This is a genomic window from Luteimonas marina, from assembly GCF_007859325.1.
Classification (GTDB): Bacteria; Pseudomonadota; Gammaproteobacteria; order Xanthomonadales; family Xanthomonadaceae; genus Luteimonas; species Luteimonas marina.
In genome coordinates this window covers 20,551-46,385 of sequence record NZ_VOHK01000002.1, presented here as the reverse complement: position 1 = coordinate 46,385, position 25,835 = coordinate 20,551, and the positions used below count along the sequence as shown (strand labels likewise).

Here is a 25,835-nt window from a genome sequence, read left to right as displayed (position 1 = left end):
CGCCGGGCTTTTTCGTTCCTCGGAACCTCTGCCGCCTACTGCGCCGGGCTGAAGTTGATCGTGCGCCGCGTGGTGACCGGCGCCGGCACCGGCTCGAAGCGCCAGCGGCGGACTGCGTTGATCGCCTCGCGATCGAAGGTCCGCGGCGGATCGGCGCGCACGACGCGGACCGCATCCACCGAGCCGTCCACCGCCACGGTGAACTCCAGCTGCACCTCGCCCGCGGTGCCCGCACGCAGCGCGTCGGGCGGATAGCGCGGCGCCGGCGTGCTGATCGCGCGCAGCTGCGTCGCGCTCGCCGCCGGGGCGCTCGCCGCCTGCTGGCGGGCCGCTTCCTGGCGCGCGGCTTCCTGGCGGGCCGCTTCCTGGCGCGCGGCCTCCTGGCGCGCGGCCTCCTGGCGGGCCGCTTCCTGGCGCGCGGTTTCCTGGCGGGCCGCCTCCTGGGCCGCGGTTTCCTGCTGCGCGGCCAGTTCACGTGCGGCCTGCTCCTGCGCCAGCCGCTGCTGTTCCTGCCGCTCGCGCTCGAGCTGCTGCCGACGCTCGGCTTCCTGTTCCGCGGTCAGCTGTTCCTGCGCGGCACGGCGCGTGGCCTCGGTCTCGGCGCTGGCGATCGTGGTCTGCAGGCGCGGCACCGCCGGGTACGAGGAATCGGTCTTCTCGATCAGCGCCAGCAGGCGCCTGGCTTCGGCGAAGTCGCCGCGGTCGCGGCTCTGCTCGGTCGCGATCACGGTCATCGGCAGCAGGTCGACCAGCGCGCTCGACACGCCGGCGTCGGCCGGCTGCTTGTCGCGCAGGGCGAGGTAGTACTCCATCGCGTTGTCGCCGCCGGGCGCGTACAGCCGGCTCTCCTGGTAGGCCTTGGAGGCGGCTTCGCGCAGCTGCTCGGCGCTCAGCGCGGCCACTTCGGCCGAGACCGCCTCGGCGGGCTGCTCCTGCGCGGCCGGAGCGCCCGGCGTCGCCGCGGGTCCGGCGTCCGGCGCGGGTGCTTCCTTCTTGCACGAGACGAGCAGGGCGCCCAGGCTCAGCGCGAGTGCGAGCGCGGTGAAGAGCGGACGCATCGCCCTCCCGCCTGTCGCGGTGGTGTTGGTGGACATCGATTTTCCCCTGTGATGACGGACCACGTGTGCGTCTAGGACGCGACAGCCCGCCGCGTTTGTCAACTGCCGGGCCGTGGGCACGGAGTCTGACGGCGCGCGACGACCGAAACCGTGACGCAGTTCGCGGAAAACGGCGGATGGCCGGCCGCGTCGCCGGCGTCGGATCGACCGGGCGCCGGCGCCGGGTCCGGCGCTATTTGCCGATGCAGAAGGTCGAGAAGATGCGCCCGAGCAGGTCGTCGGGCAGGGTGCGGCCGGTGATCTCGCCGAGGGCGTCGTGGCCGATGCGCAGGGCCTCGGCCGCCAGCTCCAGCCGCTCGCGATCCAGCGCGGCATCCGCGTCGGCGAGCGCCGTGGCCGCGCGCCGCAGCGCCTGGACCTGGCGCGCGCGCGCGGTGAACGCGCCCTCGCCCGCGCCGTCGTCCCCGGCGGCCGCACGCAGGCGCGCGTGCACCGCGTCGAGGCCGGCGCCGGTGCGCGCCGAGGCCGGGAGCGCGTCCCCGTTCGCCGCCGGCGGCGCCGATAGCAGGTCGATCTTGTTGTGCACGACGATCCGCTGCGGCACGCCGTCGAGGTCGCCGGCCAGCGCCCGCAGGCCGGCGTCGGGATCGCGCGCGTCGAGCACCACCAGCGCGAGGTCGGCGCGGCGCAGCTCGTCGCGCGCGCGGCGCATGCCTTCGCGCTCGATCGCGTCGCCGCCGGCGCGCAGGCCGGCGGTGTCGACCAGGGTCAGCTCGACGCCGTCGATGCGCACCGTCTCGCGCAGCAGGTCGCGGGTGGTGCCGGCGACGTCGGTGACGATCGCGCGGTCGCTGCCGGCGAGCGCGTTGAGCAGCGAGCTCTTGCCGGCGTTGGGCGGGCCGACGATCACCGCGTGCAGGCCGTCGCGCAGCTTCTGCCCGCGTTCGGCGGCGGCCAGCAGCGCGTCGAGTTGCGCGCGCGCGTCCGAGAGTTGCGCGCGCAGCGCGGCGCCGCCCAGCGTGTCGAGCGGCTCGTCGGCGAAATCGATCGCGGCCTCGACGTGCACGCGGATCGCGAGCAGGGCGTCGGCCAGCGCATCCACGCGCGCGCTGAACTCGCCCTCCAGCGCACGGCGCGCGGCGCGGGCGGCGCGCAGGTCGCCGGCGGCGATCAGGTCGGCGACCGCCTCGGCCTGGGCGAGGTCGAGGCGGCCGTTGAGGTAGGCGCGCTCGCTGAACTCGCCGGCGCGCGCCATCCGCGCGCCGAGCGCGCAGCAGCGCGCGACCAGCTGCTGCAGCACCGGCGGGCTGCCGTGCGCCTGCAGTTCGACCACGTCCTCGCCGGTGTAGCTGGCCGGCGCGGCGAAGGCCAGCGCGAGGCCGTCGTCGAGGATCGTGCCGTCGCCGTCGCGGAAGCGCGCATGGTGGGCGTGGCGCGGCCGCAGCGCGCGGCCGCACAGGGCTTGCGCGATGGCATGCGCCGCCGGTCCCGACAGCCGCACGATGCCGACGCCGCCCGCGCCGGGCGGGGTGGCGATGGCGACGATGGTGTCGGTGGGGCTCGCGGTCACGGCAGTGAACGATTGGGTCCAGGGAAAAGCGTAGCGCCTTCCGTCGTCATCCCGGCGAAAGCCGGGATCCATTTTTGCTTTCGCCGCGGCTTGCCAGCGCAAGGGCAAGATGGATCCCGGCTTTCGCCGGGATGACGGGCAGGGTGCATTGCGCATGACAAAAAGCCCGCCGGAGGGCGGGCTTCATGCGCATCACCGATCCGCTCAGGCCTTGGCCGGCGGCGGATCGGCGTACTTCTTCAGCATGTACCACTGCTGCAGCAGGCCCAGGCCGCCGTTGGTGACCCAGTACAGCACCAGGCCGGCCGGGAAGAACACCATCATCACGCCGAACACCAGCGGCATCATCTGCATCATGCGCTGCTGCATCGGGTCCATGCCGACCATCGGCGAGAGCTTCTGCGTGGCCCACATCACCGCCATGTTGATCACCGGCAGGATGAACCACGGATCGCGCGCGGTCAGGTCCTGGATCCAGCCGATCCACGGCGCGTGCCGCAGCTCCACCGATTCGAGCAGCACCCAGTACAGCGCGAAGAAGATCGGCATCTGCAGCAGCACCGGCAGGCAGCCGCCGACGGGATTGATCTTCTCCTTCTTGTACAGCTCCATCATCGCGACCTGGAACTTCTGCTTGTCGTCGCCGTAGCGCTCCTTGAGCTGCTGGATGCGCGGCTGGAACCGGCGCATCTTCGCCATCGACTTGTACTGCGCGGTCGCCAGCGGGAACAGCAGGATCTTCACCAGCACCACCAGGCCGACGATCGCCCAGCCCCAGTTGCCGAGCAGGCCGTGCAGCTTCGCCAGCACCCAGAACAGGCCCTCGCCCAGCCAGGCCATCAGCGAGAAGCGGCTGTAGTCGACCACCCGGTCGAGGCCGGCGACGTGCTGCGCCTTGATCTGTTCGACCAGCTTCGGCCCCACCCACAGCCGCGCCGAGGCGCTGGCCTGCTGGCCGGGCGCGACCACCACCGGCGTGCTGGCCATCTCGCGGATCAGGTAGCGCGGCGCGCCGGCGCTGGTGTCGGTGTCGAGCGCGATTTCGTTCTTCGCGCCGCCCTGGCCATCGGGCAGCCAGGCGCTGAAGAAGTGGTGCTGCACGAAGGCGATCCACGTGCCGCTGTCGCTGGCCTTGATCGCGCCGTCGTCGTAGTCGCTGAACCAGCGGCGCGAATAGCCGCTATCGGCGCCGTACCAGGTCGCGCCGGTCAGGCTGAAGGACTCGGGATTGGTCATGCCGCGCTTGACGTTGGGCGTGCCGCGCAGGAGCTGGCGGTAGACGAAGCCCTGCCAGGACTGCGCGCCGGCGTTGGCGATGTCGTCACGCACGGTGATCGCGTACTGCCCGCGCGCGAGCACGTAGCTGCGGCGGATGCTCACGCCGTCGGCGCCCTGCCACACGAAGGGCACCACCAGTTCGTCCTGGCCGGGCGCGAGCGTCAGGGTGCGTTCGGCCGTCTCCGGCACGAAGCCCCGCTCGTGGTTCGGCGCGCCGCCGCCGGCGCTGACCCAGCCGCTCTGCGCGGCGTAGAAATGCGCCGGGGTGTCATCGAACAGCTGCACCGGCAGGCTGCCGTCCTCACGGCTCTGCGGATAGCGCAGCAGTTCGGCGCGCAGCACGCTGCCGCCGTCGATCAGCAACCGCAGCACGTCGGTCTCGACCGTGACCGCGCTCGCCGGGACCGGGGTCGCGCGGCTCTCTGGAATCGCGCCGGGCACCGGCGGCACGGCGGGCGCGGCAGGCACCGCGGCGCTGCCCGTGGCCGCCGGCGCGGACGGGATCGCCGCGCCGTCGTGGCCGGGCGCCACGTCCACGGTCGTCGCGGGCTCGGCCGGCGGCGCGACCTGCTCCTTGTTCCATTCCATCCACAGCAGCACCGCCACCATCAGCCAGGCGAGGATCAGGAAGGTGCGGGTCTGGTTCATCGGGCAGGCAGGCTCATTCGCCGGCGGGAGGCGGCGCGGTGGGGGGAAGCGGGGATGCCGGGCGGGAATCCGCGGCCGGCATTGTGCCGTCCGCGGCCGGGTGCGGCAACGCACCGGCGCGGCGCAGCAGCGCCGTCATGGCCTCGCGCAGCGCCGGCGGCGTCGCGACGGCGGCGGGCGGACGGGCGACGAGGACATAGGCGCCGCCGGGCAGGGTGGCGCGGAGGTGGCGGAAATGGTCGCGCAGAATGCGCTTGATCCGGTTGCGCCCGACCGCGCGCGCATCGACCTTGCGCGAGACCGCCAGGCCCAGTCGCGCCGGCGTGTCGTCGGCCAGCCAGTGCAGCGCCAGCATCGGCAGCGCGACGCGGCGTCCATTCTGGAAAATGCGGTCAAAATCGGCGCGCGCGCGGACCCGCGCCAGTCGCGGGAAGCGGGCGTCGTTCATCGGGAGGAGCGAAGGAGCCTGGCCGCCATGCGCGGCCGGCGACAATGCGGTGCCGCGGCTCAGGCCGACAGGCGCGCGCGGCCCTTGGCGCGGCGACGGGCCAGGATCTTGCGGCCGTCGGCGGTCTTCATGCGGGCGCGGAAGCCGTGGTCGCGCTTGCGCTTGAGGTTGCTGGGCTGGTAGGTGCGCTTGGTGGCCATGGCGGTCTGTCGCAATACAGCGGGCGGAAAGAACCGGAGATTCTAGCGGTCCGCGGGCGGCAGGGTCAAGCCGGGCCCGTTCGCCCGGTGCCGGCCGGCGGGTGCGCCGCCCGGGTGCGGGTGGTAGTCTGCCCTCCCCTCGCCACCCGACGACCGGCCGCCGCCCGCGCGCCGGCGGTCCCGTTTTCTCCGTCATCACCGCTATGGACGCCTGGCCCCGCTGCCTCGAACGACTGGAAGCCGAACTGCCGGCCGAGGACGTGCACACCTGGCTCAAGCCGCTGCAGGCGCGCGGCCACGACGGCGGCACCGTGCTGTACGCGCCCAACGCCTTCGTGCGCGACGCGGTCCAGAGCCGCTACCTCGGCCGCATCCGCGAGCTGCTGGTGCACTTCTCCGGCAGCGGCGAGGTGCAGCTGGAGATCGGCTCGCTGCCGCGCGCCGCGGCCGCGAACGAATCCGCGCCGGCGCCCTCGCCGGCCACCACCGCGGCCGCACCGGCGGCCGCCTTCGCCGGCCACCTCGACACGCACTACACCTTCGACAACTTCGTCGAGGGCCGCAGCAACCAGCTCGGCCGCGCCGCGGCCTGGCAGGCGGCGCTCAAGCCCGGCGACCGCGCCCACAACCCGCTGCTGCTCTACGGCGGCACCGGCCTGGGCAAGACCCACCTGATGTTCGCCGCCGGTAACGAGATGCGCCGCACCAACCCCGGCGCGCGCGTGCTGTACCTGCGTTCGGAGCAGTTCTACAGCGCCTTCTTCCGCTCGCTGCAGGAGCGCACCACCGACCAGTTCAAGCGCCAGTTCCAGCAGGTCGACGCGCTGCTGATCGACGACATCCAGTTCTTCGCCGGCAAGGACCGCACGCAGGAGGAGTTCTTCCACACCTTCAACGCACTGTTCGAGAGCAAGCAGCAGATCATCATGACCTGCGACCGCTATCCGCGCGAAGTCGACGGCCTCGAGCCGCGGCTGAAGTCGCGCCTGTCGTGGGGGCTGTCGGTGGCGATCGATCCGCCCGACTTCGAGACGCGCGCGGCGATCGTGCTGGCCAAGTCGCGCGAGCGCGGCACCCGGGTGCCGGACGAGGTCGCGTTCCTGCTGGCCAAGAAGATGCACGGCAACGTGCGCGACCTCGAGGGCGCGCTCAATTCGTTGGCCGCGCGCGCCAACTTCACCGGCCGCGCGATCACCGTCGAATTCGCGCAGGAGACGCTGCGCGACCTGCTGCGCGCGCAGCAGCAGTCGATCGGCATCCCCAACATCCAGAAGGTGGTGGCCGACTACTACGGCCTGCAGATCAAGGACCTGCTGTCCAAGCGCCGCACGCGCTCGCTGGCGCGCCCACGCCAGGTCGCGATGGCCCTGGCCAAGGAACTCACCGAACACAGCCTGCCCGAAATCGGCGACGCCTTCGCCGGCCGCGACCACACCACCGTGCTGCACGCCTGCCGCCAGATCCGCAACCTGATGGAGACCGACGGCAAGCTGCGCGAGGACTGGGACAAGCTGATCCGCAAGCTGAGCGAGTGACCTGCGCTGCGGCCTTCCGGCCCTCCACTGTCATCCCGAACGCAGTGAGGGATCTCGCCTTGCGGCAGCCCAAAAAGCAGATCCCTCACTAAGTTCGGGATGACAGCCTTGGTTCGGGATGACGGCCTTGGGACGGGATGGGCCGACGATATGCCGCCTCGCCCGGCGCCCGATCGCGCTTCGTCCACGAAGCACGCACCGGCCGCGAAACCTTCGCTACACTAGATGTTGGGGTGTCCGTGGACAGCGTTGGCACAAGCTGTGGACAACCTTCCGGGTCAGGAACCATCCACAGCTTGCCGGCACCGGCGGGCCCGAGTTGTCCACACCCACAGGCACCCAGAAATTTCAATGGAAACAAGGACTTGAAACACTTGCTCCCATTGCGCAGGCCCTCCTAGCACCACCGTTTTTAAAGTTCTTACCGTTTCTCAAAGCCTTGTCACGGGAACCCAACGCATGCGTTTCAGCCTGCAACGCGAAGCTCTCCTCAAGCCCCTGGCGCAAGTGGTCAACGTCGTGGAACGGCGACAGACGCTGCCGGTGCTGGCCAACCTGCTGACCCAGGTCTCGGGCGGACAGTTGTCGCTGACCGGCACCGACCTCGAAGTCGAAATGGTCTCGCGCAGCGCGGTCGACGACGCCCAGGACGGCGAAACCACGATCCCGGCGCGCAAGCTGTTCGACATCGTCCGCGCCCTGCCCGACGGCAGCAAGGTCACGCTGTCGCAGGCCGGCGACAAGATCACCGTGCAGGCGGGCCGCAGCCGCTTCACCCTGTCGAGCCTGCCGGCCAACGACTTCCCCTCGGTCGACGAGGTCGAGGCCACCGAGCGCGTCAGCGTGCCGGAGGCGGCGCTGAAGGAGCTGATCGAGCGCACCGCGTTCGCGATGGCGCAGCAGGACGTGCGCTACTACCTCAACGGCCTGCTGTTCGACCTGGCCGACAGGCGCCTGCGCTGCGTCGCCACCGACGGTCACCGCCTGGCGCTGTGCGAGACCGCGCTGGAAGAAACCGTGCAGAACAAGCGCCAGATCATCGTCCCGCGCAAGGGCGTGCAGGAGCTGCAGCGCCTGCTCGAGGGCGGCGACCGCAGCCTGGTGCTGGAGATGGCCCGCAACCACATCCGGGTCAAGCGCGACGATGTCACCTTCACCAGCAAGCTGATCGACGGCCGCTTCCCCGACTACGAGGCGGTGATCCCGATCGGCGCCGACCGCGAGGTCAAGATCGACCGCGAGGCCCTGCGCGCCTCGCTGCAGCGCGCGGCGATCCTGTCCAACGAGAAGTACCGCGGCGTGCGGCTGGAAGTCTCCCCGGGCCTGCTGCGCATCAACGCGCACAATCCCGAGCAGGAGGAGGCGCAGGAAGAGGTCGAGGCCGAGACCTCGGTCGACGGGCTGGCGGTCGGCTTCAACGTCAACTACCTGCTCGACGCCCTGACCGCGTTGCGCGACGAGCACGTGGTGCTGCAGCTGCGCGACGCCAACTCCTCGGCGCTGGTGCGCGAAGCCTCCAGCGAGAAGTGCCGCCACGTGGTGATGCCGCTGCGGCTGTGACGCACCGGAGCGGCGGCAAGGCACGACGACGCCCGGCCCGGTCCGGGCGTTTTGTTTGGGCCAGTCTGCGGACCGGCTCCGGCCCCCTCCCCCGCCTGTGGGGGAGGGCTGGGGTGGGGGCCACCCGGCGCACGGAAAGAATCACCCGAAGCACGAACCCGGCACCATCCGCGCGCCCCGGAGCCCGCCCGTGCGCGTGACCCGCCTCACGATCCAGGACCTGCGCTGCCTGCGCGAGGTCGAGCTGGCCCCCGGCCCGGGCCTGAACCTGCTGACCGGCGCCAACGGCGCCGGCAAGACCAGCGTGCTCGAGGGCCTGCACCTGATGGCCTACGGCCGCGGCTTCCGGGGCCGGGTCCGTGACGGTCTGGTCCGCGCCGGCAGCGAGGCGCTGCAGGTCTTCGTCGAATGGAGCGAGGCCGGCGGCGAGCGCCTGCACCGCGCCGGCCTGCGCCACAGCGGCCAGTCCTGGGAGGGGCGGCTGGACGGCGAGACCGTCGACCAGCTGGGCGAGCTGTGTGCGGCGCTGATGGTGGTCAGCTTCGAGCCGGGCAGCCATGCGCTGGTGTCGGGCCAGTCCGAGCCCCGGCGGCGCTACCTCGACTGGGGCCTGTTCCACGTGGAACACGACTTCCTGTCGCTGTGGCGGCGCTACGCCCGCGCGCTGAAGCAGCGCAACGCCCTGCTCAAGGCCGGCGCCCGCGACGGCCAGCTCGACAGCTGGGACCACGAGCTGGCCGAGGCCGGGGAACCGCTGTCGCGCCGGCGCGCGGCCTACCTGGCCCGGCTGCAGGCGCGCCTGCCCGGGGTGATGGCCGCGCTGGGACCATCGCTGGGCGAGCCGCGGCTGGATTACGTCGCCGGCTGGCGCAGCGCCGAGCTGTCGCTGGCCGACGCCCTGCTGGTCGCGCGCGACCGCGACCGCAGCCTCGGCCACACCACGGTCGGCCCGCACCGGGCGGACTGGCGCATCGGCTTCGCCGGCAAGCCGGCGCAGGAGCCGCTGTCGCGCGGCCAGGCCAAGCTGGCGGCGCTGGGCTGCCTGATGACCCAGGCCGGGGACTGCGCGGCGGAGCGGGGCGGGGACTGGCCGGTGATCCTGCTCGACGACCTCGCCTCCGAGCTGGACCGCGACCACCAGCGACGGACGCTGGCCTGGCTCACGCACAGCCAGGCGCAGGTCTTCATCACCGGGACCGAGATTCCCGAGCACCTGGCCACGGGCGAGGCGGCGTGGTTCCACGTGGAACAGGGTGAACTGCAGGCGTCCGCGGGACCGGCCGCGGGCGTGGAATAGCGCGCAACTGCTATAATTCCCCGTTTCAAGCCCTATTACTAATGTGTTGCTGCGCGCGGCCGGCTGCCGGCGCCCGCGGCGGCACGCCGGACGGGACCATTCCGCGCATGACCGAAGACACCACGCCCAGCCAGGGCGCTTCCGGGACCTACGACTCCAGCAAGATCACCGTGCTCCGCGGCCTCGAGGCCGTGCGCAAGCGGCCGGGCATGTACATCGGCGACGTGCACGACGGCACCGGCCTGCACCACATGGTGTTCGAGGTGGTCGACAACTCGATCGACGAGGCGCTGGCCGGCCACGCCGACGACATCGTGGTGACGATCCACGAGGACGGCTCGGTCTCGGTGTCCGACAACGGCCGCGGCATCCCGGTCGACATCCACAAGGAAGAGCAGGTCTCCGCGGCCGAGGTCATCATGACCGTGCTGCACGCGGGCGGAAAGTTCGACGACAACAGCTACAAGGTCTCCGGCGGCCTGCACGGCGTCGGCGTGTCGGTGGTCAACGCGCTGTCGTCGAAGCTGACGCTGGACATCTGGCGCGACGGCTTCCACCACCAGCAGGAGTATTCGCTCGGCGAGCCGGTGTACCCGCTCAAGCGCCTGGAGGCGTCGACCCGGCGCGGCACCCTGACCCGTTTCTGGCCGGCGGCGGAGATCTTCACCGACACCGAGTTCCACTACGACATCCTCGCCCGGCGCCTGCGCGAACTGTCCTTCCTCAACTCCGGGGTGAAGATCGTCCTCGCCGACGAGCGCGCGGAGGGCCGCCGCGACGTGTTCCAGTACGAAGGCGGCATCGCCAGCTTCGTCGAGCACCTGGCCCAGCTCAAGACGCCGCTGCACCCGAACGTGATCTCGGTGAGCGGCGAGCAGAACGGCATCACCGTCGACGTCGCCCTGCAGTGGACCGACGCCTACCAGGAAACGATGTTCTGCTTCACCAACAACATCCCGCAGAAGGACGGCGGCACCCACCTGATCGGTTTCCGCTCGGCGCTCACACGCACGCTCACCCACTACATCGAGCAGAACGGCATCGCCAAGCAGGCCAAGGTCACGCTGTCGGGCGACGACATGCGCGAGGGCATGATCGCGGTGCTGTCGGTGAAGGTGCCGGATCCGAGCTTCTCGTCGCAGACCAAGGAAAAGCTGGTCAGTTCCGACGTCAGGCCGGTCGTTGACAGCACGTTCGCCGCACGTTTGGAGGAGTTCCTGCAGGAACACCCCCAGGAGGCGCGCGCCATCGCCGGCAAGATCGTCGACGCCGCCCGCGCCCGCGAGGCCGCGCGCAAGGCCCGCGACCTCACCCGCCGCAAGGGCGCGCTCGACATCGCCGGCCTGCCCGGCAAGCTCGCCGACTGCCAGGAGAAGGATCCGGCGCTGTCGGAGCTGTTCATCGTCGAGGGCGACTCGGCCGGCGGCTCGGCCAAGCAGGGCCGCAACCGCAGGAACCAGGCGGTGCTGCCGCTGCGCGGCAAGATCCTCAACGTCGAGCGCGCGCGCTTCGACCGCATGCTCTCCAGCGCCGAGGTCGGCACCCTGATCACCGCGCTCGGCACCGGCATCGGCAAGGACGAGTACAACCCGGACAAGCTGCGCTACCACCGCATCATCATCATGACCGACGCCGACGTCGACGGCTCGCACATCCGCACCCTGCTGCTGACCTTCTTCTACCGGCAGATGCCCGAGCTGCTCGAGCGCGGCCACGTCTACATCGGCCTGCCGCCGCTGTACAAGATCAAGCAGGGCAAGACCGAGCTGTACCTGAAGGACGACGCGGCGCTCGACGCCTACCTCGCCGGCAACGCGGTCGAGGGCGCGGCGCTGGTGCCGGCGAGCGGCGAACCGCCGATCGAGGGCGCGGCGCTGGAGAAGCTGCTGCTCGCCTACGCCGGCGCGCGCGAGGCGATCGCGCGCAACGCGCACCGCTACGACCCGCAGCTGCTCGAGGCGCTGATCGACTTCACGCCGCTGGAGCCGGAAACCCTCAGCGCCAACACCGACGAGCGCCACGAGCTCGAGGCGCTGGAAAAGCGCCTCAACCACGAGGGTCTCGGCCGCCCGCGCTACGCGCTGGAATGGCAGCCGGCGACCGACGACCGGCCCGCGGCCCTGCTCGCGCGCCGCCGCCACATGGGCGTGGAAGCGACCCAGGTGCTGCCGCTGTCGGCGTTCGAGGGCGGTGAACTGCGCGCGCTGCGCGAGGCCGCCGCGCTGCTGCACGGCCTCGTGCGCGAGGGCGCGCAGATCCTGCGCGGCAACCGCGCCCAGCCGGTCGCCAGTTTCGCCCAGGCGCAGGCCTGGCTGCTGGAGGAGGCGAAGAAGGGCCGCCAGATCCAGCGCTTCAAGGGCCTGGGCGAAATGAACCCCGAGCAGCTCTGGGACACCACCGTGAACCCGGAGACGCGGCGCCTGCTGCAGGTGCGGATCGAGGACGCGGTCGCCGCCGACCAGATCTTCAGCACCCTGATGGGTGACGTGGTCGAACCGCGCCGCGAGTTCATCGAGGATAACGCGCTGAAGGTGGCCAACCTCGACATCTAGCGTCGTCCGCGGCGCGTTCCGCGGACGATTGTCACGCGACGGACACAATCGGCAACGCCGCCGGTCGTCGCGCCGCACCGTCCGCGATCGCAGTGCACAAGTTGACGAAAAATTAAGATGTCCGCCGCCACACTCGTGGCGAAGAGGACACCGGCCCCGGAGGCACATGAGGCACACCATCGCACTGCTGGTCATCGCCGCGCTGCTCGCGGCGTGCGCGACGACGACCTCGTCGACCGGCCGCCGCCAGTACGTCGGCGCGGTGTCGCAGGACCAGCTCAACCAGCTCGGCGCGCAGGCCTTCACCGAGGCCAAGCAGAAGGGCCCGCTGAGCACCGACGCCCGCCAGAACGCCTACGTGCGCTGCGTGGTCAACGCCCTGGTGAAGCAGCTGCCGGCCGACCAGCAGCGCGTGGCCTGGGAGTCGGCGGTGTTCGCCGAGAACGAGCCCAACGCCTACGCGCTGCCCGGCGGCAAGGTCGGCGTCAACACCGGCATCTTCGGCGTGGCCAGGACCCAGGACCAGCTCGCGGCGGTGATCGGCCACGAGATCGGCCACGTCATCGAACGCCACCACGACGAACGCATCACCCGGCAGATGGGCGCGGCGGGCGCGGTGCAGCTGCTCGGCGCGCTCGCCGGCGACTACGGCCAGCTGGCCACCCAGGGCGGCAGCATGCTGGCGCAGACCGGCTTCCTGCTGCCGGGCTCGCGCGCGCAGGAGAGCGAGGCCGATGTCGTCGGCCAGCGCATGATGGCGCAGGCCGGCTTCGACCCGCGCGCCGCGGTCGCGCTGTGGCAGAACATGATTGCCGCCGGCGGCAGCCGCCCGCCGCAGTGGCTGTCCACCCACCCGGACCCGCAGAGCCGCATCTCGGAGCTGCAGGCGCGCGCCAACACCCTGGTCCCGACCTATGAACAGGCGCGCGCCGCCGGCCGCCGGCCGGCCTGCGGCTGAGCGCAGGCGCTTTCCCGTCCCGTCCCATTTCAACCCCGGCGCCGCCGGCGCACGAAACAAGGTGAGATCCATGCCCAAGACGACGCTACCCGCCCGCCTGCTGACCGCGATGCTGGCCACCGGCCTGACGCTGGCGACGATCGCCCCCGCGCTGGCGCAGGACGAAGACAACAAGACACGCGCGGAGGAGCGCCGCAGCGAGCGCGGCAAGAAGGGCAAGGCCGAGGCCGCCAACGCCGACCGCTACCCCAACGCGACCCGCAAGGCGCCCGAGGCCAAGGCGTCGCGGGCGATGACGCCGAAGCTGCAGAAGCTGTTCAAGGCCTACGAGGACGGCGAGCTGGCGCAGGTGCAGGCGCAGGCCGGCGAGATCGTCGGCGACGAGAAGGCCAACGACTACGACCGGGCGATGGCCAGCCGCCTGCTCGGCTCGATGCAGATCGCCGAGGACCCCGCCGGGGCGATCGAGACCCTGCAGCGCGCGCTGCAGTACGACAGCCTCGGCAACAACGAGCACTACGAGATCATGTTCATCATCGCCCAGCTGCAGGCGCAGGAAGACCAGCACGCGCAGGCGCTGGAGACCGTGGATCGCCTGCTGTCGGAAACCGGCTCGCAGGACCCGGGCCACATCGCGCTGAAGGGCAACATCCTGTATCGCCTGGAGCGCTATCCCGAAGCCATCGCCCTGCTCAAGCCGCTGGTCGACGGCCCCGATGCGAAGCCGGAGTGGCAGCAGCTGCTGATGGCGTCCTACGCCCAGTCCGACCAGGGCGGGGAGGCGGCGAAGCTCGCCGAGCAGATCGCGGCGCGCACGCCGGACGACAAGCGCTCCCAGATCAACCTGGCGGCGACCTACCTGCAGACCGACCAGTACGACAAGGCCGCCGCGGTCTACGAGAAGCTGCGCGCGCGGAACGAGCTGACCGAGGATCGCGAGTACCGCAACCTGATGGTCGCCTACCTCAACTCCGACGACGGGCAGTCCAAGGCCATCGAGGTCATCAACGACGGTCTGGAGAAGAACATCCTCAAGCCCGACTACCAGACCTACGTGGCGCTGGCGCAGGCCTACTACTTCGGCGAGCCGTCGCAGGTGGAGCCGGCGATCGAGGCTTACCGCAAGGCGGCGCCCCTCGCCCCCAGCGGCGAGACCTGGCTCAACCTGGCCAAGCTGCTGTCCAATGAAGGTCGCCTCCCGGAGGCCAAGCAGGCCGCCCAGCAGGCGCTCGACAAGGGCCTCAACGCCCCCGACGAGGCAAGGAAGATCCTGGCCCGGACCAATTGATCCTAGTCAGGAAGGAAACCGGTTGGTATCGCGCCGGCGGATTGGTATAAGCTTGGAAGTTCCCGTCGCCGAAAACCGGCGACGGCATGACACGACCCCGGACGCCTCGGCGTTCGGCCAGACTTGAGCTCAACGCATGACCGAACGCTTGCCGACCACCGACAGGAAAGACGAAGACGAAGGTCTGGACTGGGCGCGAATCGCAGGATTCACCCTGGTGGTGGCCATCCATGCCGCGGCTTTGCTGCTGCTGCTCGCTCCCGCCACGCCACCCCAGGCCGAACAGCAGGACGATGACGCCACCCGCGTGGTGATCATCGAACCGCCGCCGCCGCCGCCGCCCCCTCCGCCGCCGCCGCCGGAGCCGCCGAAGCCGACCCCGATCAAGGAGCTCGTGCCGCCGCAGCCGACGCCGCTGCCGCCGCCGCCCGAGGAGCCGCCGGTAGTGTTCGACGAGCCGTCGCCGGTCGACACGCCCGCGCCGCCGCCGGCGCCGCCGGCGCCGCCCGCCGCGCAGCCGGACATCGGCGCCAGCGTCGACATCTCCTCGAAGAACATGAACCCGCCGCAGTACCCGCCCGCCGCGCAGCGCGCCGGCATCGAGGGCACGGTGGTCCTGGTCATCGACGTCGACGCCAACGGCAACGTCACCAACGTCTCGGTCGAGAAGTCCAGCCGCAACCGCGACCTCGACCGCGCCGCGATGCAGGCCGCCCGCCGCTGGAGCTTCAGGCCGTCGGTCGTCAACGGCCAGCCGGCCGCCGGGCGCGTGCGCGTGCCCGTCGACTTCAGGCTCGGCGGCTGACCGCCGCGCGACACCATTTCCAACCGCTGCACCCGTTCCACTCCTACACTCAACAACATCTAGAAGGTAAGCGTCATGCTGCAGGAAACCACCGCCGCCCCAGTGACCGGAGGCAACAACGCTCAGGCACTGACCCAGATGGGCTTCGCGAACCTGATCGAACACATGACAGTGGTGAACTGGATCGTGTTCATCGTGCTGATCATCATGTCGGTGCTCTCGATCTACTGGATCATCTACAACTTCATCAAGAACATCCGGCTCAAGGGCAGCTCGGACCGCGTGATCGCGACGTTCTGGGAAACCCCGAACGCGCAGGATGCGATCCGCTTCATGGAAGAGCAGCCGCGCAGCGAACCCTTCTCGAAGGTCGCGCTCGACGCCGCCCAGGCCGCCGCCCACCACCAGCGCCACGATGGTTCGCGCCTGGCCGAGTCGCTGAGCCGCTCCGAGTTCGTCGACCGCGCGCTGCGCCAGGCGGTGACCCGCGAGTCGCTGGGCCTGGAAGCCGGCCTGACCGTGCTCGCCACCGTCGGTGCGACCGCGCCGTTCGTCGGCCTGCTCGGCACGGTGTGGGGCATCTACAACGCGCTGATCCGCATCGGTGCCACCGGCCAGGCCGACATCGGCGCGGTCGCGGGCCCCGTGGGCGAGGCGCTGATCATGACGGCCATCGGTCTGGCGGTCGCGATCCCGGCGGTGCTGGGCTACAACTTCTTCGTGCGCCTGAACCGCAGCACGAACAACAAGCTCGACACCTTCGCGCACGACCTGCACGACTTCTTCGCCACCGGCGCCCGCGTCGGCGACGCGGGTCGCTGAGCGTCCGCAGCAGACTGACGGAGATTCGACATGGCCTTCAGTTCAGGCGGCGGTGACGGTCACGACAAGGTCAACGCCACGATCAACATCGTGCCGCTGGTCGACGTGATGCTGGTGCTGCTGATCATCTTCATGGTCACGGCACCGCTGATGGCGCACAAGGTCAAGGTCGACCTGCCGCAGGCGAACCTCGACGAACGTCCGGACACGGCGCCGCCGGCGCCGCCACTGACGGTCGCGATCACGTCGAACGGCACCCTCTACCTCAACGACCAGCCGGTCACGATGGACCTGCTCGACAGCACGCTGGCGGTGGAAGCGCAGAAGACGCCGCAACCACCGGTCAACGTGCGTGGCGATGCGACCACGCCGTACCGGATCGTCAACGAGGTGGTCAACCTCGCGCAGGCCAAGGGCATGCGCAAGGTGGGCTTCGTCTCGGCCCGCGAAAAGAACTGATCGGGAGAACGCACGATGGCTTTTTCATCCGGTGGTGGCGATGGCGCGCCGATGGCCGACATCAACATCATTCCGCTGTGCGACATCATGCTGGTGCTGCTGATCATCTTCATGGTCACGGCGCCGCAGGTGTCCTATCCGATCGACATCGACCTGCCGCAGCGCTCGCTCAACCCGCCGCAGAACCCGGTCGAACCGCCGGAGCCGATCCGGCTGCGCATCGACGCGGGCGGCACGATCTACTGGAACGACAGCCCGACGCCGGTCTCGGCTCTGCGCCAGATGATGGACGCCGAGGTCCAGCGCGACGCGACCAACCAGCCCACGCTGGAGATCGACATGAGCGAGGACGCCGAGTACGGCGTGCTGGCCAAGGTCCTGGCCTCGGCCAAGAACGCGCACATGCAGAAGATCGGTTTCGTCAAGAAGTAAGGCACGACCGGCCGGTGCCGCCTGCAGCGCGCCGACCGCTTACCGCAACACCTTTCAACGCCGCCCTTCCGGGCGGCGTTTTTTTGTTCCGCGCAGCGGTGGGAGGCCGGAAGAACACCTGTCGAAGAGGAACCCCGGAAAGCCTGTCATTTCGACCGCAGGGAGAAATCTCCCGTGGCGCGTGGGAAGGAGATTTCTCCCTGCGGTCGAAATGACAGGAACACGGGCAACAGAAATTCGTCGACCCCCGACCTTCGTCGCACTTGCCCGCGCGCCGCGACCGGCGTAGCGTCGAGCCGTGTCCACCCGAGCAGGAGGTGCGTCATGGCGTTGCGCAACCCGCCCGACCGCGGCTCGCCCGCGATGTCCGAGATCAACATCATCCCGCTGTGCGACGTGCTGCTGGTGCTGCTGATCATCTTCATGGTCACCGCGCCGGCGCTGTCGCACCAGATCGACGTCGACCTGCCGCAGACCGCACCGATCAAGCCGGTCAACCCGCCCGATCCGATCGACCTGTCGATCGACGCCTCGGGCCAGGTGTTCTGGAACGGCAGCGCGACCGACGGCGCGGCCCTGCCGGCGCTGATGCGCACGGCGGCGAGCGCCTCCGCCGGCGGGCAGCCGCTGCTGAAGATCGACGCCAGCGGCGACTGCGACTACCAGGCGGTAGCGAAGGTCCTCGCCGCGGCGAGGAACGCCGGGCTGGACAACATCGGCTTCGTCCGCAAGTAGGCGTCCGGCTGCCGGCGAACCGTCCGGGCGCCGGTCTCCCGGCCGGGGAGACCGGGACAACCGGCGTCGCTCAGATGTTGTCCCGAATCCGCGGCTACCGCCGCGCCAGGATCGCCAGATACCGCGCCACCGTGGCTGCAAGCCCCTCGTACAGCGCCTCGCCGACCAGCGCGTGCCCGATCGAGACCTCCTCCACCCCGGGCACCGCATCGAGGAAGGCGCCGAGGTTGGCCTGGCTGAGGTCGTGCCCGGCGTTGATCGCCAGTCCCGCGTCGCGTGCCGCCTGCGCGGTGACGACGAAGGCGGGCAGGGCGTCGGCGGCGCGGCCCGCGGCGAAGGCCTCGGCATAGGGACCGGTATACAGCTCGATGCGGTCCGCACCGATGGCCGCGGCCTGCGCCACGTCGGCGCCGGCATCGGCGAACAGGCTCACGCGGCAGCCGAGCGCCTTGAGCCGCGCGACCAGCGGCCGCAGCGCCTGTCCGTCGCGGGCGAAGTCGAAGCCGTGGTCGGACGTGAGCTGGGCGTCGCTGTCCGGCACCAGGGTCGCCTGCGCCGGGCGCGCCAGTTCGCACAGGCGCAGGAAGCCGGCGTAGCCCTCCCGGGCGGGTGCGAAGGGATTGCCCTCGAGGTTGAACTCGACGCCGGACCCGCGGGCGAGCTCGGCCAGCGCCAGCACGTCGTCGTGGCGGGTGTGCCGCGCGTCCGGCCGCGGGTGCACGGTGATGCCGTGGGCACCGGCGTCGAGGCAGGTGCGCGCGGCGCGCAGCAGGTCGGGCTCGCCGCCGCCGCGCGAATTGCGCAGCACCGCGATCTTGTTGAGGTTGACGCTGAGCCGGCAGCTCATGCGCCGGCGCCGGGCACGGCCGCCCGGCTCATGGCGCGCGCGGTTCGTCCGCCGCCGGCGCGGGGGCCGCGGCGGCGCGACGCGCCTCGGCCAGCTCGCGCAGGCGCTGCAGTTCGCGCGGGTCGAGCATCTGGCTGTCGTCGCGGCTCTGGTTGCCGATCCGCTGCGCCAGCAGCCCGAGGATCCAGAGCCCCAGCAGCGCCAGCGCCGCCAGCAGGCTGAGCACCACCACTGCCATCGACGAGGCCATGAAGGCGATCGCCAGTGCCGCGACCGCGAGCAACAGGAACAACCAGGGCATGGGCAGGCTCCGCTGCGTGGAATGCGGCCAAGTCTACCCGCAACCACCGGCGGCGCATGCCGCTCGGGCGGCCGCGCGCGCCGCCGGTCGCGGGGGCGTCGGGACTCGGGAACCACAATCGCTCGTCATCCCCATGTCCTTCGACTGCGCGCCGGGGCTTGCGGGGAACCCTGTCTTGCCGGGGCTGGAAGCAGATCCCTCACTGCATTCGGGATGACACCTCGGCCCCCGGCCCCTACAGCAGCGGCGACATCAGCCGCGCCAGCGCTTCGGGCAGGCGCGCGCGCAGCAACCCGCGCTTGCGTCCCTGCCGGACCCGCGGCGCATGCGCCAGCTCGCCCTCGATCAGCTGCGCCAGCTGCGCCCCGAGCGCGGCGTCGTCGAACAGCACCGACACCTCGAAGTTGAGGCGGAAACTGCGGTGGTCGAAGTTGGCGCTGCCGATCAGCACCATGCTGTCGTCGACCAGCAGCGACTTGGTGTGCAGCATGCGCGGCCCGTACTCGTAGATCTTCACCCCGGCCACCAGCAGCGGGCCGAAGTACGAGCGCGCGGCCAGCGTGACCAGCTTCGAATCGCTGTTGCGCGGCACCAGCAGGCGCACGTCGAGCCCGGCCAGCGCGGCCGAGGTCAGCGACATCATCGCCGCCTCGCCGGGCACGAAATAGGGCGTGGTCATCCACACCCGCTGTTTCGCGGCGTGGATCGCGCCGACGTGGGCGCGGTGGATGGTTTCCCAGGGCGAATCCGGGCCCGACGTGATCACCTGCGCACAGGTCCTGCCCGGCGGCAGCCGCGGCGTCTGCCGGACCACCTCGCCGATGAACCCGCGCTCGCCGGTGGCGTAGGCCCAGTCCTCGACGAAGACCTGCTGCAGCGCGCGCACCACGTTGCCCTCCAGGCGCAGGTGCAGATCGCGGTAGGCGTCGTCGTTGCAGCGCTCGTTCTGGTCGTCGGTGACGTTCATGCCGCCGGTGTAGCCGACGCGGCCATCGATCACCACGATCTTGCGGTGGGTGCGCAGGTTGGTCCACGGCCGCGTCCAGATGCGGCCGAACCGGGTCGGATGGAACCAGGCCAGTTCGCCGCCGGCCGCGACCAGGTCGTCGAAGAAGCGGCTGGCCTTGGCCGCGCCCAGCGCATCCAGCAGCAGCCGCACCTTCACGCCGGCGCGCGCGCGTTCGACCAGGGCGTCGCGCAGCGCGGCGCCGCTGCGGTCGGGATGCCAGATGTAGTACTCGAGGTGGACGTGCTCGCGCGCGGTGCGGATGTCCTCGACCAGCGCCTCGTACTTCGCGGCGCCGTCCACCAGCAGGCGCACGTCGCTGGCCGTGGTCATCGGCAGGCCGGTCGCGGCGCGCGCCATGCGCCCGAGTTCGGCGACCTCCTCGTCCTCGGCCAGCGCCTGCGGCGTCATGTCGCCGCGCACGCGCGCCCGGCGCAGCCGCTGGCGGTGGATCCGCTGCGGGCCGAACACGTGGTAGATCAGGAAGCCGAGGTAGGGCAGCAGCGCCAGGCCCAGCAGCCAGCTCAGCGTCGCCACCGGCTCGCGCTTCTGCAGCACGATCCAGCCGCCGAGCAGCAGCAGGTACAGCGCCCAGCCGAAGGTCAGGTAGAGCCCGAGGTGCGGGATCGACGCCAGCGCCTCCCAGCCGCGGTGCAGCACGTCGAGCATCGCCACGCCCCTCCGTCGTCGCGGGGACTGCGACGCGCCGTGCCTAGGCTAATCGGATGCGGATGACGACGAAAGCGCTTCCCCGCGCCACCGCGCCGATCAAGGGCCGCGGCGCGGCCTCGTACCTACCGGGCCGCTACGAGGTCACCACCGCGCACGCCGACGACGACGGCTGGGATTCGCTGCAGCCGGGCGACGACACCGATCCCGCGCCGCATCCGGACACCCGCGTGCACGAGGAGCATGCGCGCAGCATCGTCAGCCGCAACGACTCGCCCGACATCGGCTTCAGCCAGTCGGTGAATCCCTACCGCGGCTGCGAGCACGGCTGCGTGTACTGCTTCGCGCGGCCCTCGCACGCCTACCTGAACCTCTCGCCGGGACTGGATTTCGAGACCTGCCTGTTCGCCAAGACCAATGCCGCGCAGCGCCTGCGCGACGAGTTATCGCGCAAGGGCTACCGCTGCGCGCCGATCGCGCTGGGCATCAACACCGACGCCTACCAGCCGATCGAACGGCGCTACCGGATCACGCGCGCGCTGATCGAGGTGATGGCCGAATGCCGGCACCCCTTCAGCCTGATCACCAAGAACGCGCTGGTCACGCGCGACCTCGACCTGCTCGCGCCGCTGGCCGCGCAGCGGCTGGCCAGCGTGTACTTCTCGGTGACCACGCTCGACAACCGGCTGTCGGCGCGGATGGAGCCGCGCGCCTCGGCACCGCATGCACGGCTGCGGGCGATGCGCGCGCTGGCCGACGCCGGCGTGCCGGTCGGGGTGATGCTGGCGCCGGTGATCCCGGCGATCAACGACCACGAGATCGAGGCGATCCTCGAAGCCGCGCACGCGGCCGGCGCGCGCGCCGCGGGCCATGCGCTGCTGCGCCTGCCGCACGAACTCAAGGACCTCTGGCGGGAATGGTTGCAGCTGCATCATCCCGAACGCGCCGCGCACGTGATGAGCCTGGTCCGGCAGATGCGTGGCGGCCGTGACTACGACAGCCGCTTCGGCACGCGGATGCGCGGCGAAGGCCCGTTCGCCGAGCTGATCGCCGCGCGTTTCGCCAAGGCCCGGCGCCGGCTGGGCCTGGGCCGGCTGCCGCCGCTCGACACCACGCGCTTCCGCGCACCGGTCGCGCCGGGCGGACAGGGCGAGCTGTTCTGAACCGTGCTTGCACGGGCCGCGCGCCGGCGGCTTTCACATGGCCTGCACCGGCTCTCGACACCGTACTTCCGTAGACTTGCGTCCATGAACGGGGGTGCCGCGTCATCGTGATCGACCATGGAGGTTGAAGCCCGCCTGTACCGGGACGCGTTCGCGCACGCGGAAGCGGGCATGGCCGTGCTGTCCGCGCAGGGCGACTGGCTGGCGGTCAATGCGTCGCTGTGCCGGCTGCTGCAGCGCCCGGCCGAGGCCCTGGTCGGCACGCGCGCGCACGAAGCGTTGTTCGATGCCGCGTCCGCGCAGCGGATCGCATCCGCGACCGCCGCGCCGCGCGAGGCCCGGCAGGCGTTCGAGGCGACGGGCGCGGATGACGGCGATCGTGCGTGGAAGCTCACGCTCGCGCCGCTGGGCGATCACAATGGCGCGATCCTGCTGCAGCTCGAGGACCACCGCGAAGCGCTGGTCCAGCGTCGCAGCGAGGACGCCACCGCGCGCCTGCAGGACCATCTCGCCTACGGCATCTCCCACGACCTGCGCGCGCCGCTGCGCAGCATCGCCGGTTTCGCCACCAAGCTCGACGAATCCGGTGCGGTCGGCGGCGACGAGGGCAGGTCCGACCTGGGGCGCATCCGCGCGGCCGCGGCGCGGGCCGAGCGCCTGATCGACGGGCTGCTGGAGCTACTGCGCGCGGCGCGGCAACCGTTGCGCGAGGAGGTGGTCGACATCAGCCTGCTGTGCGACTGGGTCGCGGCCGAGCTGCGCGACGCCGATCCCGCGCGCGCGGCCGTGGTCGAGGTGGCGCCGGACCTGTACGCCATGGGCGACGAACACTGGCTCAAGAGCCTGCTGCACAAGCTGTTCGACAACGCCTGGAAGTTCTCGGCGCAGCGCGAGCGGGTCGAGATCACGGTCGCGGGCGAGATCGCCGGCGACCGCCTGCGGCTGTCGATCCGCGACCACGGCCGCGGTTTCGACATGCGCTATGCTGACAAGCTGTTCCTCCCGTTCCAGCGCCTGCACGGCGCGGAGCAGGGCAGTGGCAATGGACTCGGCCTCGCGATCGCGCAGCAGATCGCGATACGCCACGGCGGCGCGATGCACGCGCATTCGCAGCCGGGCGAGGGCAGCACCTTCTTCGTCGAACTGCCGGCTGCGGCCGCGCACACGCCTTGAACCCAATGCCATGAACCAGAGCGACATCCTGCTGATCGAAGACAACCCGGACGACGCGGAACTGACCCGCATCGCGTTCACCGAGGCCGGCATCGATCGCCAGCTGGTGGTCGTGAGCGACGGCGCCGCCGCGCTGGACTACCTGTTCGCGCGCGGGGAATACGCCGACCGCGACGTGAAGCAGTTGCCGGCGATCGTGCTGCTCGACCTCAACCTGCCCAAGCTCGACGGCCGCGAGGTGCTGCAGGCGATCCGCGGCGACGCGCGCACCCGCGCGCTGCCGGTGGTGGTGCTGACCACCAGCGACGAACCCTTCGACGTCGAGGCCACCTACGCGCTCGGCGTGAACAGCTACATCCGCAAGCCGGTGGAGTTCGAGCAGTTCGTCGGCGTGGTCAAGCAGATCGGGCTGTACTGGCTGGTGCTCAACCAGCCGCGCGTCGCCGGCTGAGCCTGGCGCGCGAGCGCGCACGACGGACCTATTGCGTCGCCCCGTACAGGACCTCGGCGCGCTGGAACAGGATCCAGCTGGTCGCGATGAACTTGTCGCCGCCCTCGGGGCGGTTGCCGCGATGGGTGTGGGTGAACGCGGTCGGCGCGATCAGCAGGTCGCCGGCGCGCGGCGCGACCTTGCGCTGCTGGAACAGGAACTCGGTCTCGCCCGCGGCGAAGCCGTCGTTGAGGTAGAGCGTCCACAGCAGGTGGCGGTGCAGCGTCTCGGCGTCCGCGCCGCGCGGATACAGCTCGCAGTGCCAGTAGGGATAGCCGCCTTCGCCGGCGCGGTACCACTGCAGGTTGATCGCGCCCGGGCGCAGGCAGGCGTGGGCGAGCCGGCCGAGGCCCTGGTCGTCGAGCGCGGCGATGTCGTCCGCCGACAGCCGGCGCAGGCGGCCGTCCTCGCCCGGCTGCTGCAGCATCAGCGGCGCGACCAGCGCCTGCGGATACTTGCGCAGGTAGGCGAGCAGCCCGCCGTAGACCGCGACGTTGAGCGCCTGCGCCACGTCGGCCCATTCGGGCCGGCCGTCGAGCGACAGGTCGCGGCTGCGCTTGAGCTCCGGGTACACGCCGCCGCCGACCTGGCCCGGCTGCAGGACGTCGCTGGCGCGCAGGCGTTCAACGATCGCGGCGCAGGCTTGCGCGTCTAGCGCTGCGGGATAGACCTCGATGAAGTCGGCGCCGGGCATCGGTGGATTCTATCGCCCGCGTCCGGGTGGTCGTCGTGCACGTCCCCGAAGAACTGTCATTTCGACCGCAGGGAGAAATCCCGCTCCATCGCCTTGTCCGCGGTTCCCGACGCCGGGCAGGGAGTTCTCTCCCTGCGGTCGAAATGACAGTGTGTGCGAGCGCCGGCCTTCGTCCCGCCGGCCCCGGCCGCCCATCCGGGCGGACCGCGCCCGGCCAATGCGACAGTCCCGCGTCGGCCGACATTCCGATTCGGCATGTGCAGCCAACCAATGCGCCTGCGCGGATAACGTCCGCTTTACCCGCCGCGGCGATCCCTGTCGTACACAAGGGCCCGGGACCGGAAGGAGGACGAACGATGCGGATCACCATCATCGGCGCGGGCTTCAGCGGCGTCGCGCTCGCCGCGGCGCTCAAGCGCAGCGCGCCGGCGGGCACGACGGTGTGCCTGGTCGGCGTGGACGGCAACTACGGCGGCGGCGTCGCCTATGGCGATGCGCGTCCCGAGCATGTGCTGAACGTGCGTGCGCGCGACCTCGGCCTGTCGCCCGACGATCCCGACGATTTCGCCGACTGGTTCAAGCTCGGCGAGCGCGGGCGCGCGGGTTTCCTGCCGCGCCAGCTCTACGGCGACTACCTGCGCGACCGCCTGCACGCGCTGGCCACCGGCGACGGCGTGCGCGTGCACGAGGTGCGGCGCGAGGCGGTGGCGATCGACCGCTTCGACGGCGCGCTGCACGTGCAGCTCGACGACGGCGCCGCGATCGTCAGCGATTGCGTGGTGCTGGCGGTGGGCGCGTTGCCGCCGCCGCCGCTGGCCGGCGTCGGTCCGCGCCTGGCCGTGCATCCGCGCTACATCGGCTGGCCGTGGCAGGAGCGCGCGATCGAACGCATCGATGCCGACGCGCGCATCCTCGTGGTCGGCACCGGGCTGACCATGGCCGACGTCGCCGCGACCCTGCGCCAGCGCGGGCACCGCGGGCGGATCGACGCGCTGTCGCGGCACGGCCTGCTGCCGCAGCGCCACGCCGGGCAGCCGCTGCCGGTGGCCGACCTGCCGCCGGGCATCCGCCAGGCGCTGGCCGAGCACGACCTGCCCGGGCTGCTGCGCCGCATCCGCGCGCTGTCGACGGTGGTCGACTGGCGCGCGCTGGTCGATGCGCTGCGGCCGCACACCCAGGCGTTCTGGCAGGGACTGTCCGAGCCGCGGCGGCGGCAGTTCCTGCGCCACCTGCGCTCGTACTGGGAAGTCGCGCGGCACCGTATCGCCCCGGCGATCGCCGAACAGATCGACGCGATGCGCGCGCAGGGCCAGCTGCGGATCCTGGCCGGCCGTCTGGTCCGCGCCGGCATTGCCGAGAACGGCGTGTCGGTGCTGCTGCGCGAACGCGGCGCGACCCACGTCCGCCACGAGCGCTACGACGTGCTGCTGCGCGCCACCGGGCTCAACACCGACGTTGCGCGCACCACCCATCCGCTGCTGGCGCAGCTGCGCGAATCGGGCATCGTCGCCGCCGACCGCCACGACCTCGGCCTCGACACCACCGACGCGCTGGAGGTGGTGGACGCGCAGGGCCGGCCGGTCCCCGGCCTCTACTGCCTTGGGCCCCTGCTGCGCGGCCGCTTCTGGGAAATCACCGCGGTCCCGGAGCTGCGCGTCGCCGCCAGCTGGCTGGCGCGGGCGCTGGTGGAACCGGACCGGGCCGCCGCGCTGCGGGCGGGAGAAGCGATCCTGGACCACCGCCAGGCCCTGTAGGCGCCTTCAGGCGCGATGCCCTTCCTCACCAGCTATCCCGATCACGAACCGCCAAGCATGAATCAAACACATCATGGCTGAAGGCGCCTACAG

At 71.1% G+C, this 25,835-nt stretch carries 24 protein-coding genes; 15 read left to right on the top strand and 9 right to left on the bottom strand.

The window, feature by feature from the left end; all coding sequences use genetic code 11:
* Positions 1–35 precede the first annotated feature (35 nt).
* From FQY83_RS04375 to rpmH, 5 genes are all read right to left on the bottom strand, one after another.
* Positions 36–1,094, bottom strand: a complete 1,059-nt coding sequence (locus FQY83_RS04375) for an energy transducer TonB (protein ID WP_146385453.1) — start codon at positions 1,092–1,094, stop codon at positions 36–38.
* A 196-nt stretch (positions 1,095–1,290) separates the two neighbouring features.
* On the bottom strand, positions 1,291–2,628 hold the full coding sequence (gene mnmE / locus FQY83_RS04370; RefSeq protein WP_238333406.1) for a tRNA uridine-5-carboxymethylaminomethyl(34) synthesis GTPase MnmE: 1,338 nt from the start codon (positions 2,626–2,628) through the stop codon (positions 1,291–1,293).
* Positions 2,629–2,832: 204 nt separating this feature from the next.
* Positions 2,833–4,554, bottom strand: coding sequence for a membrane protein insertase YidC (gene yidC / locus FQY83_RS04365; protein ID WP_146385449.1), 1,722 nt, complete (start codon positions 4,552–4,554; stop codon positions 2,833–2,835).
* A gap of 13 nt (positions 4,555–4,567) precedes the next feature.
* Complete coding sequence (rnpA, locus tag FQY83_RS04360; protein WP_146386308.1) at positions 4,568–5,002, bottom strand: ribonuclease P protein component; 435 nt, start codon at positions 5,000–5,002, stop codon at positions 4,568–4,570.
* 59 nt (positions 5,003–5,061) lie between these two features.
* The gene (gene rpmH, locus FQY83_RS04355) at positions 5,062–5,202 is read right to left on the bottom strand and encodes a 50S ribosomal protein L34 (RefSeq protein ID WP_129470973.1); all 141 of its coding nucleotides are present in this window, start codon (positions 5,200–5,202) and stop codon (positions 5,062–5,064) included.
* Between the two features lie 203 nt (positions 5,203–5,405).
* Here rpmH and dnaA point away from each other — a divergent pair, with 203 nt between their 5' ends.
* From dnaA to FQY83_RS04300, 11 genes are all read left to right on the top strand, one after another.
* Positions 5,406–6,737 carry a chromosomal replication initiator protein DnaA gene (gene dnaA, locus FQY83_RS04350; RefSeq protein WP_146385447.1) on the top strand — a complete coding sequence of 444 codons (1,332 nt, stop codon included), beginning with the start codon at positions 5,406–5,408 and terminating at the stop codon, positions 6,735–6,737.
* Positions 6,738–7,196: 459 nt separating this feature from the next.
* On the top strand, positions 7,197–8,297 hold the full coding sequence (dnaN, locus tag FQY83_RS04345; RefSeq protein WP_146385445.1) for a DNA polymerase III subunit beta: 1,101 nt from the start codon (positions 7,197–7,199) through the stop codon (positions 8,295–8,297).
* A gap of 190 nt (positions 8,298–8,487) precedes the next feature.
* Positions 8,488–9,594: a DNA replication/repair protein RecF gene (gene recF / locus FQY83_RS04340; protein ID WP_146385443.1), complete on the top strand. Its 1,107-nt coding sequence runs from the start codon at positions 8,488–8,490 to the stop codon at positions 9,592–9,594.
* 107 nt (positions 9,595–9,701) lie between these two features.
* Positions 9,702–12,146 carry a DNA topoisomerase (ATP-hydrolyzing) subunit B gene (gene gyrB, locus FQY83_RS04335; protein ID WP_146385441.1) on the top strand — a complete coding sequence of 815 codons (2,445 nt, stop codon included), beginning with the start codon at positions 9,702–9,704 and terminating at the stop codon, positions 12,144–12,146.
* Positions 12,147–12,312: 166 nt separating this feature from the next.
* A complete protein-coding gene (locus FQY83_RS04330) occupies positions 12,313–13,104 on the top strand; it encodes a M48 family metallopeptidase (RefSeq protein ID WP_146385439.1) in 792 nt (263 codons plus the stop codon).
* A gap of 70 nt (positions 13,105–13,174) precedes the next feature.
* On the top strand, positions 13,175–14,392 hold the full coding sequence (locus tag FQY83_RS04325; protein WP_158636430.1) for a tetratricopeptide repeat protein: 1,218 nt from the start codon (positions 13,175–13,177) through the stop codon (positions 14,390–14,392).
* A gap of 136 nt (positions 14,393–14,528) precedes the next feature.
* Positions 14,529–15,197, top strand: coding sequence for an energy transducer TonB (locus FQY83_RS04320; protein WP_146385435.1), 669 nt, complete (start codon positions 14,529–14,531; stop codon positions 15,195–15,197).
* 75 nt (positions 15,198–15,272) lie between these two features.
* Complete coding sequence (locus tag FQY83_RS04315) at positions 15,273–16,019, top strand: MotA/TolQ/ExbB proton channel family protein (protein ID WP_146385433.1); 747 nt, start codon at positions 15,273–15,275, stop codon at positions 16,017–16,019.
* A gap of 30 nt (positions 16,020–16,049) precedes the next feature.
* Positions 16,050–16,478: an ExbD/TolR family protein gene (locus tag FQY83_RS04310; RefSeq protein ID WP_146385431.1), complete on the top strand. Its 429-nt coding sequence runs from the start codon at positions 16,050–16,052 to the stop codon at positions 16,476–16,478.
* Between the two features lie 15 nt (positions 16,479–16,493).
* Positions 16,494–16,910, top strand: coding sequence for an ExbD/TolR family protein (locus FQY83_RS04305; RefSeq protein WP_146385429.1), 417 nt, complete (start codon positions 16,494–16,496; stop codon positions 16,908–16,910).
* Between the two features lie 324 nt (positions 16,911–17,234).
* A complete protein-coding gene (locus tag FQY83_RS04300) occupies positions 17,235–17,645 on the top strand; it encodes an ExbD/TolR family protein (protein ID WP_238333405.1) in 411 nt (136 codons plus the stop codon).
* A 94-nt stretch (positions 17,646–17,739) separates the two neighbouring features.
* On the opposite strand, the gene FQY83_RS04295 is transcribed toward FQY83_RS04300, so the two are convergent.
* The 3 genes from FQY83_RS04295 to cls all read right to left on the bottom strand — a co-directional run bounded on the left by FQY83_RS04295 (position 17,740) and on the right by cls (position 20,468).
* Complete coding sequence (locus FQY83_RS04295; protein WP_146385427.1) at positions 17,740–18,492, bottom strand: pyridoxine 5'-phosphate synthase; 753 nt, start codon at positions 18,490–18,492, stop codon at positions 17,740–17,742.
* 28 nt (positions 18,493–18,520) lie between these two features.
* Positions 18,521–18,793, bottom strand: coding sequence for a hypothetical protein (locus tag FQY83_RS04290; RefSeq protein WP_146385425.1), 273 nt, complete (start codon positions 18,791–18,793; stop codon positions 18,521–18,523).
* A 235-nt stretch (positions 18,794–19,028) separates the two neighbouring features.
* Positions 19,029–20,468 carry a cardiolipin synthase gene (cls, locus tag FQY83_RS04285; protein WP_146386304.1) on the bottom strand — a complete coding sequence of 480 codons (1,440 nt, stop codon included), beginning with the start codon at positions 20,466–20,468 and terminating at the stop codon, positions 19,029–19,031.
* 62 nt (positions 20,469–20,530) lie between these two features.
* Here cls and FQY83_RS04280 point away from each other — a divergent pair, with 62 nt between their 5' ends.
* From FQY83_RS04280 to FQY83_RS04270, 3 genes are all read left to right on the top strand, one after another.
* Positions 20,531–21,631, top strand: a complete 1,101-nt coding sequence (locus FQY83_RS04280) for a PA0069 family radical SAM protein (protein ID WP_146385423.1) — start codon at positions 20,531–20,533, stop codon at positions 21,629–21,631.
* 117 nt (positions 21,632–21,748) lie between these two features.
* Positions 21,749–22,804: a sensor histidine kinase gene (locus FQY83_RS04275; RefSeq protein ID WP_146385421.1), complete on the top strand. Its 1,056-nt coding sequence runs from the start codon at positions 21,749–21,751 to the stop codon at positions 22,802–22,804.
* A 10-nt stretch (positions 22,805–22,814) separates the two neighbouring features.
* Positions 22,815–23,255 carry a response regulator gene (locus FQY83_RS04270; protein WP_146385419.1) on the top strand — a complete coding sequence of 147 codons (441 nt, stop codon included), beginning with the start codon at positions 22,815–22,817 and terminating at the stop codon, positions 23,253–23,255.
* A 28-nt stretch (positions 23,256–23,283) separates the two neighbouring features.
* Here the strand turns inward: FQY83_RS04270 and FQY83_RS04265 are convergent, their stop codons facing one another.
* Positions 23,284–23,988 (bottom strand): 2OG-Fe(II) oxygenase, encoded by a 705-nt coding sequence (locus tag FQY83_RS04265; RefSeq protein ID WP_146385417.1) that lies wholly within the window; start codon positions 23,986–23,988, stop codon positions 23,284–23,286.
* Between the two features lie 356 nt (positions 23,989–24,344).
* Between FQY83_RS04265 and FQY83_RS04260 the strand changes: the two genes are divergently transcribed.
* Positions 24,345–25,742, top strand: coding sequence for an FAD/NAD(P)-binding protein (locus FQY83_RS04260; RefSeq protein WP_146385415.1), 1,398 nt, complete (start codon positions 24,345–24,347; stop codon positions 25,740–25,742).
* Positions 25,743–25,835: the final 93 nt, after the last annotated feature.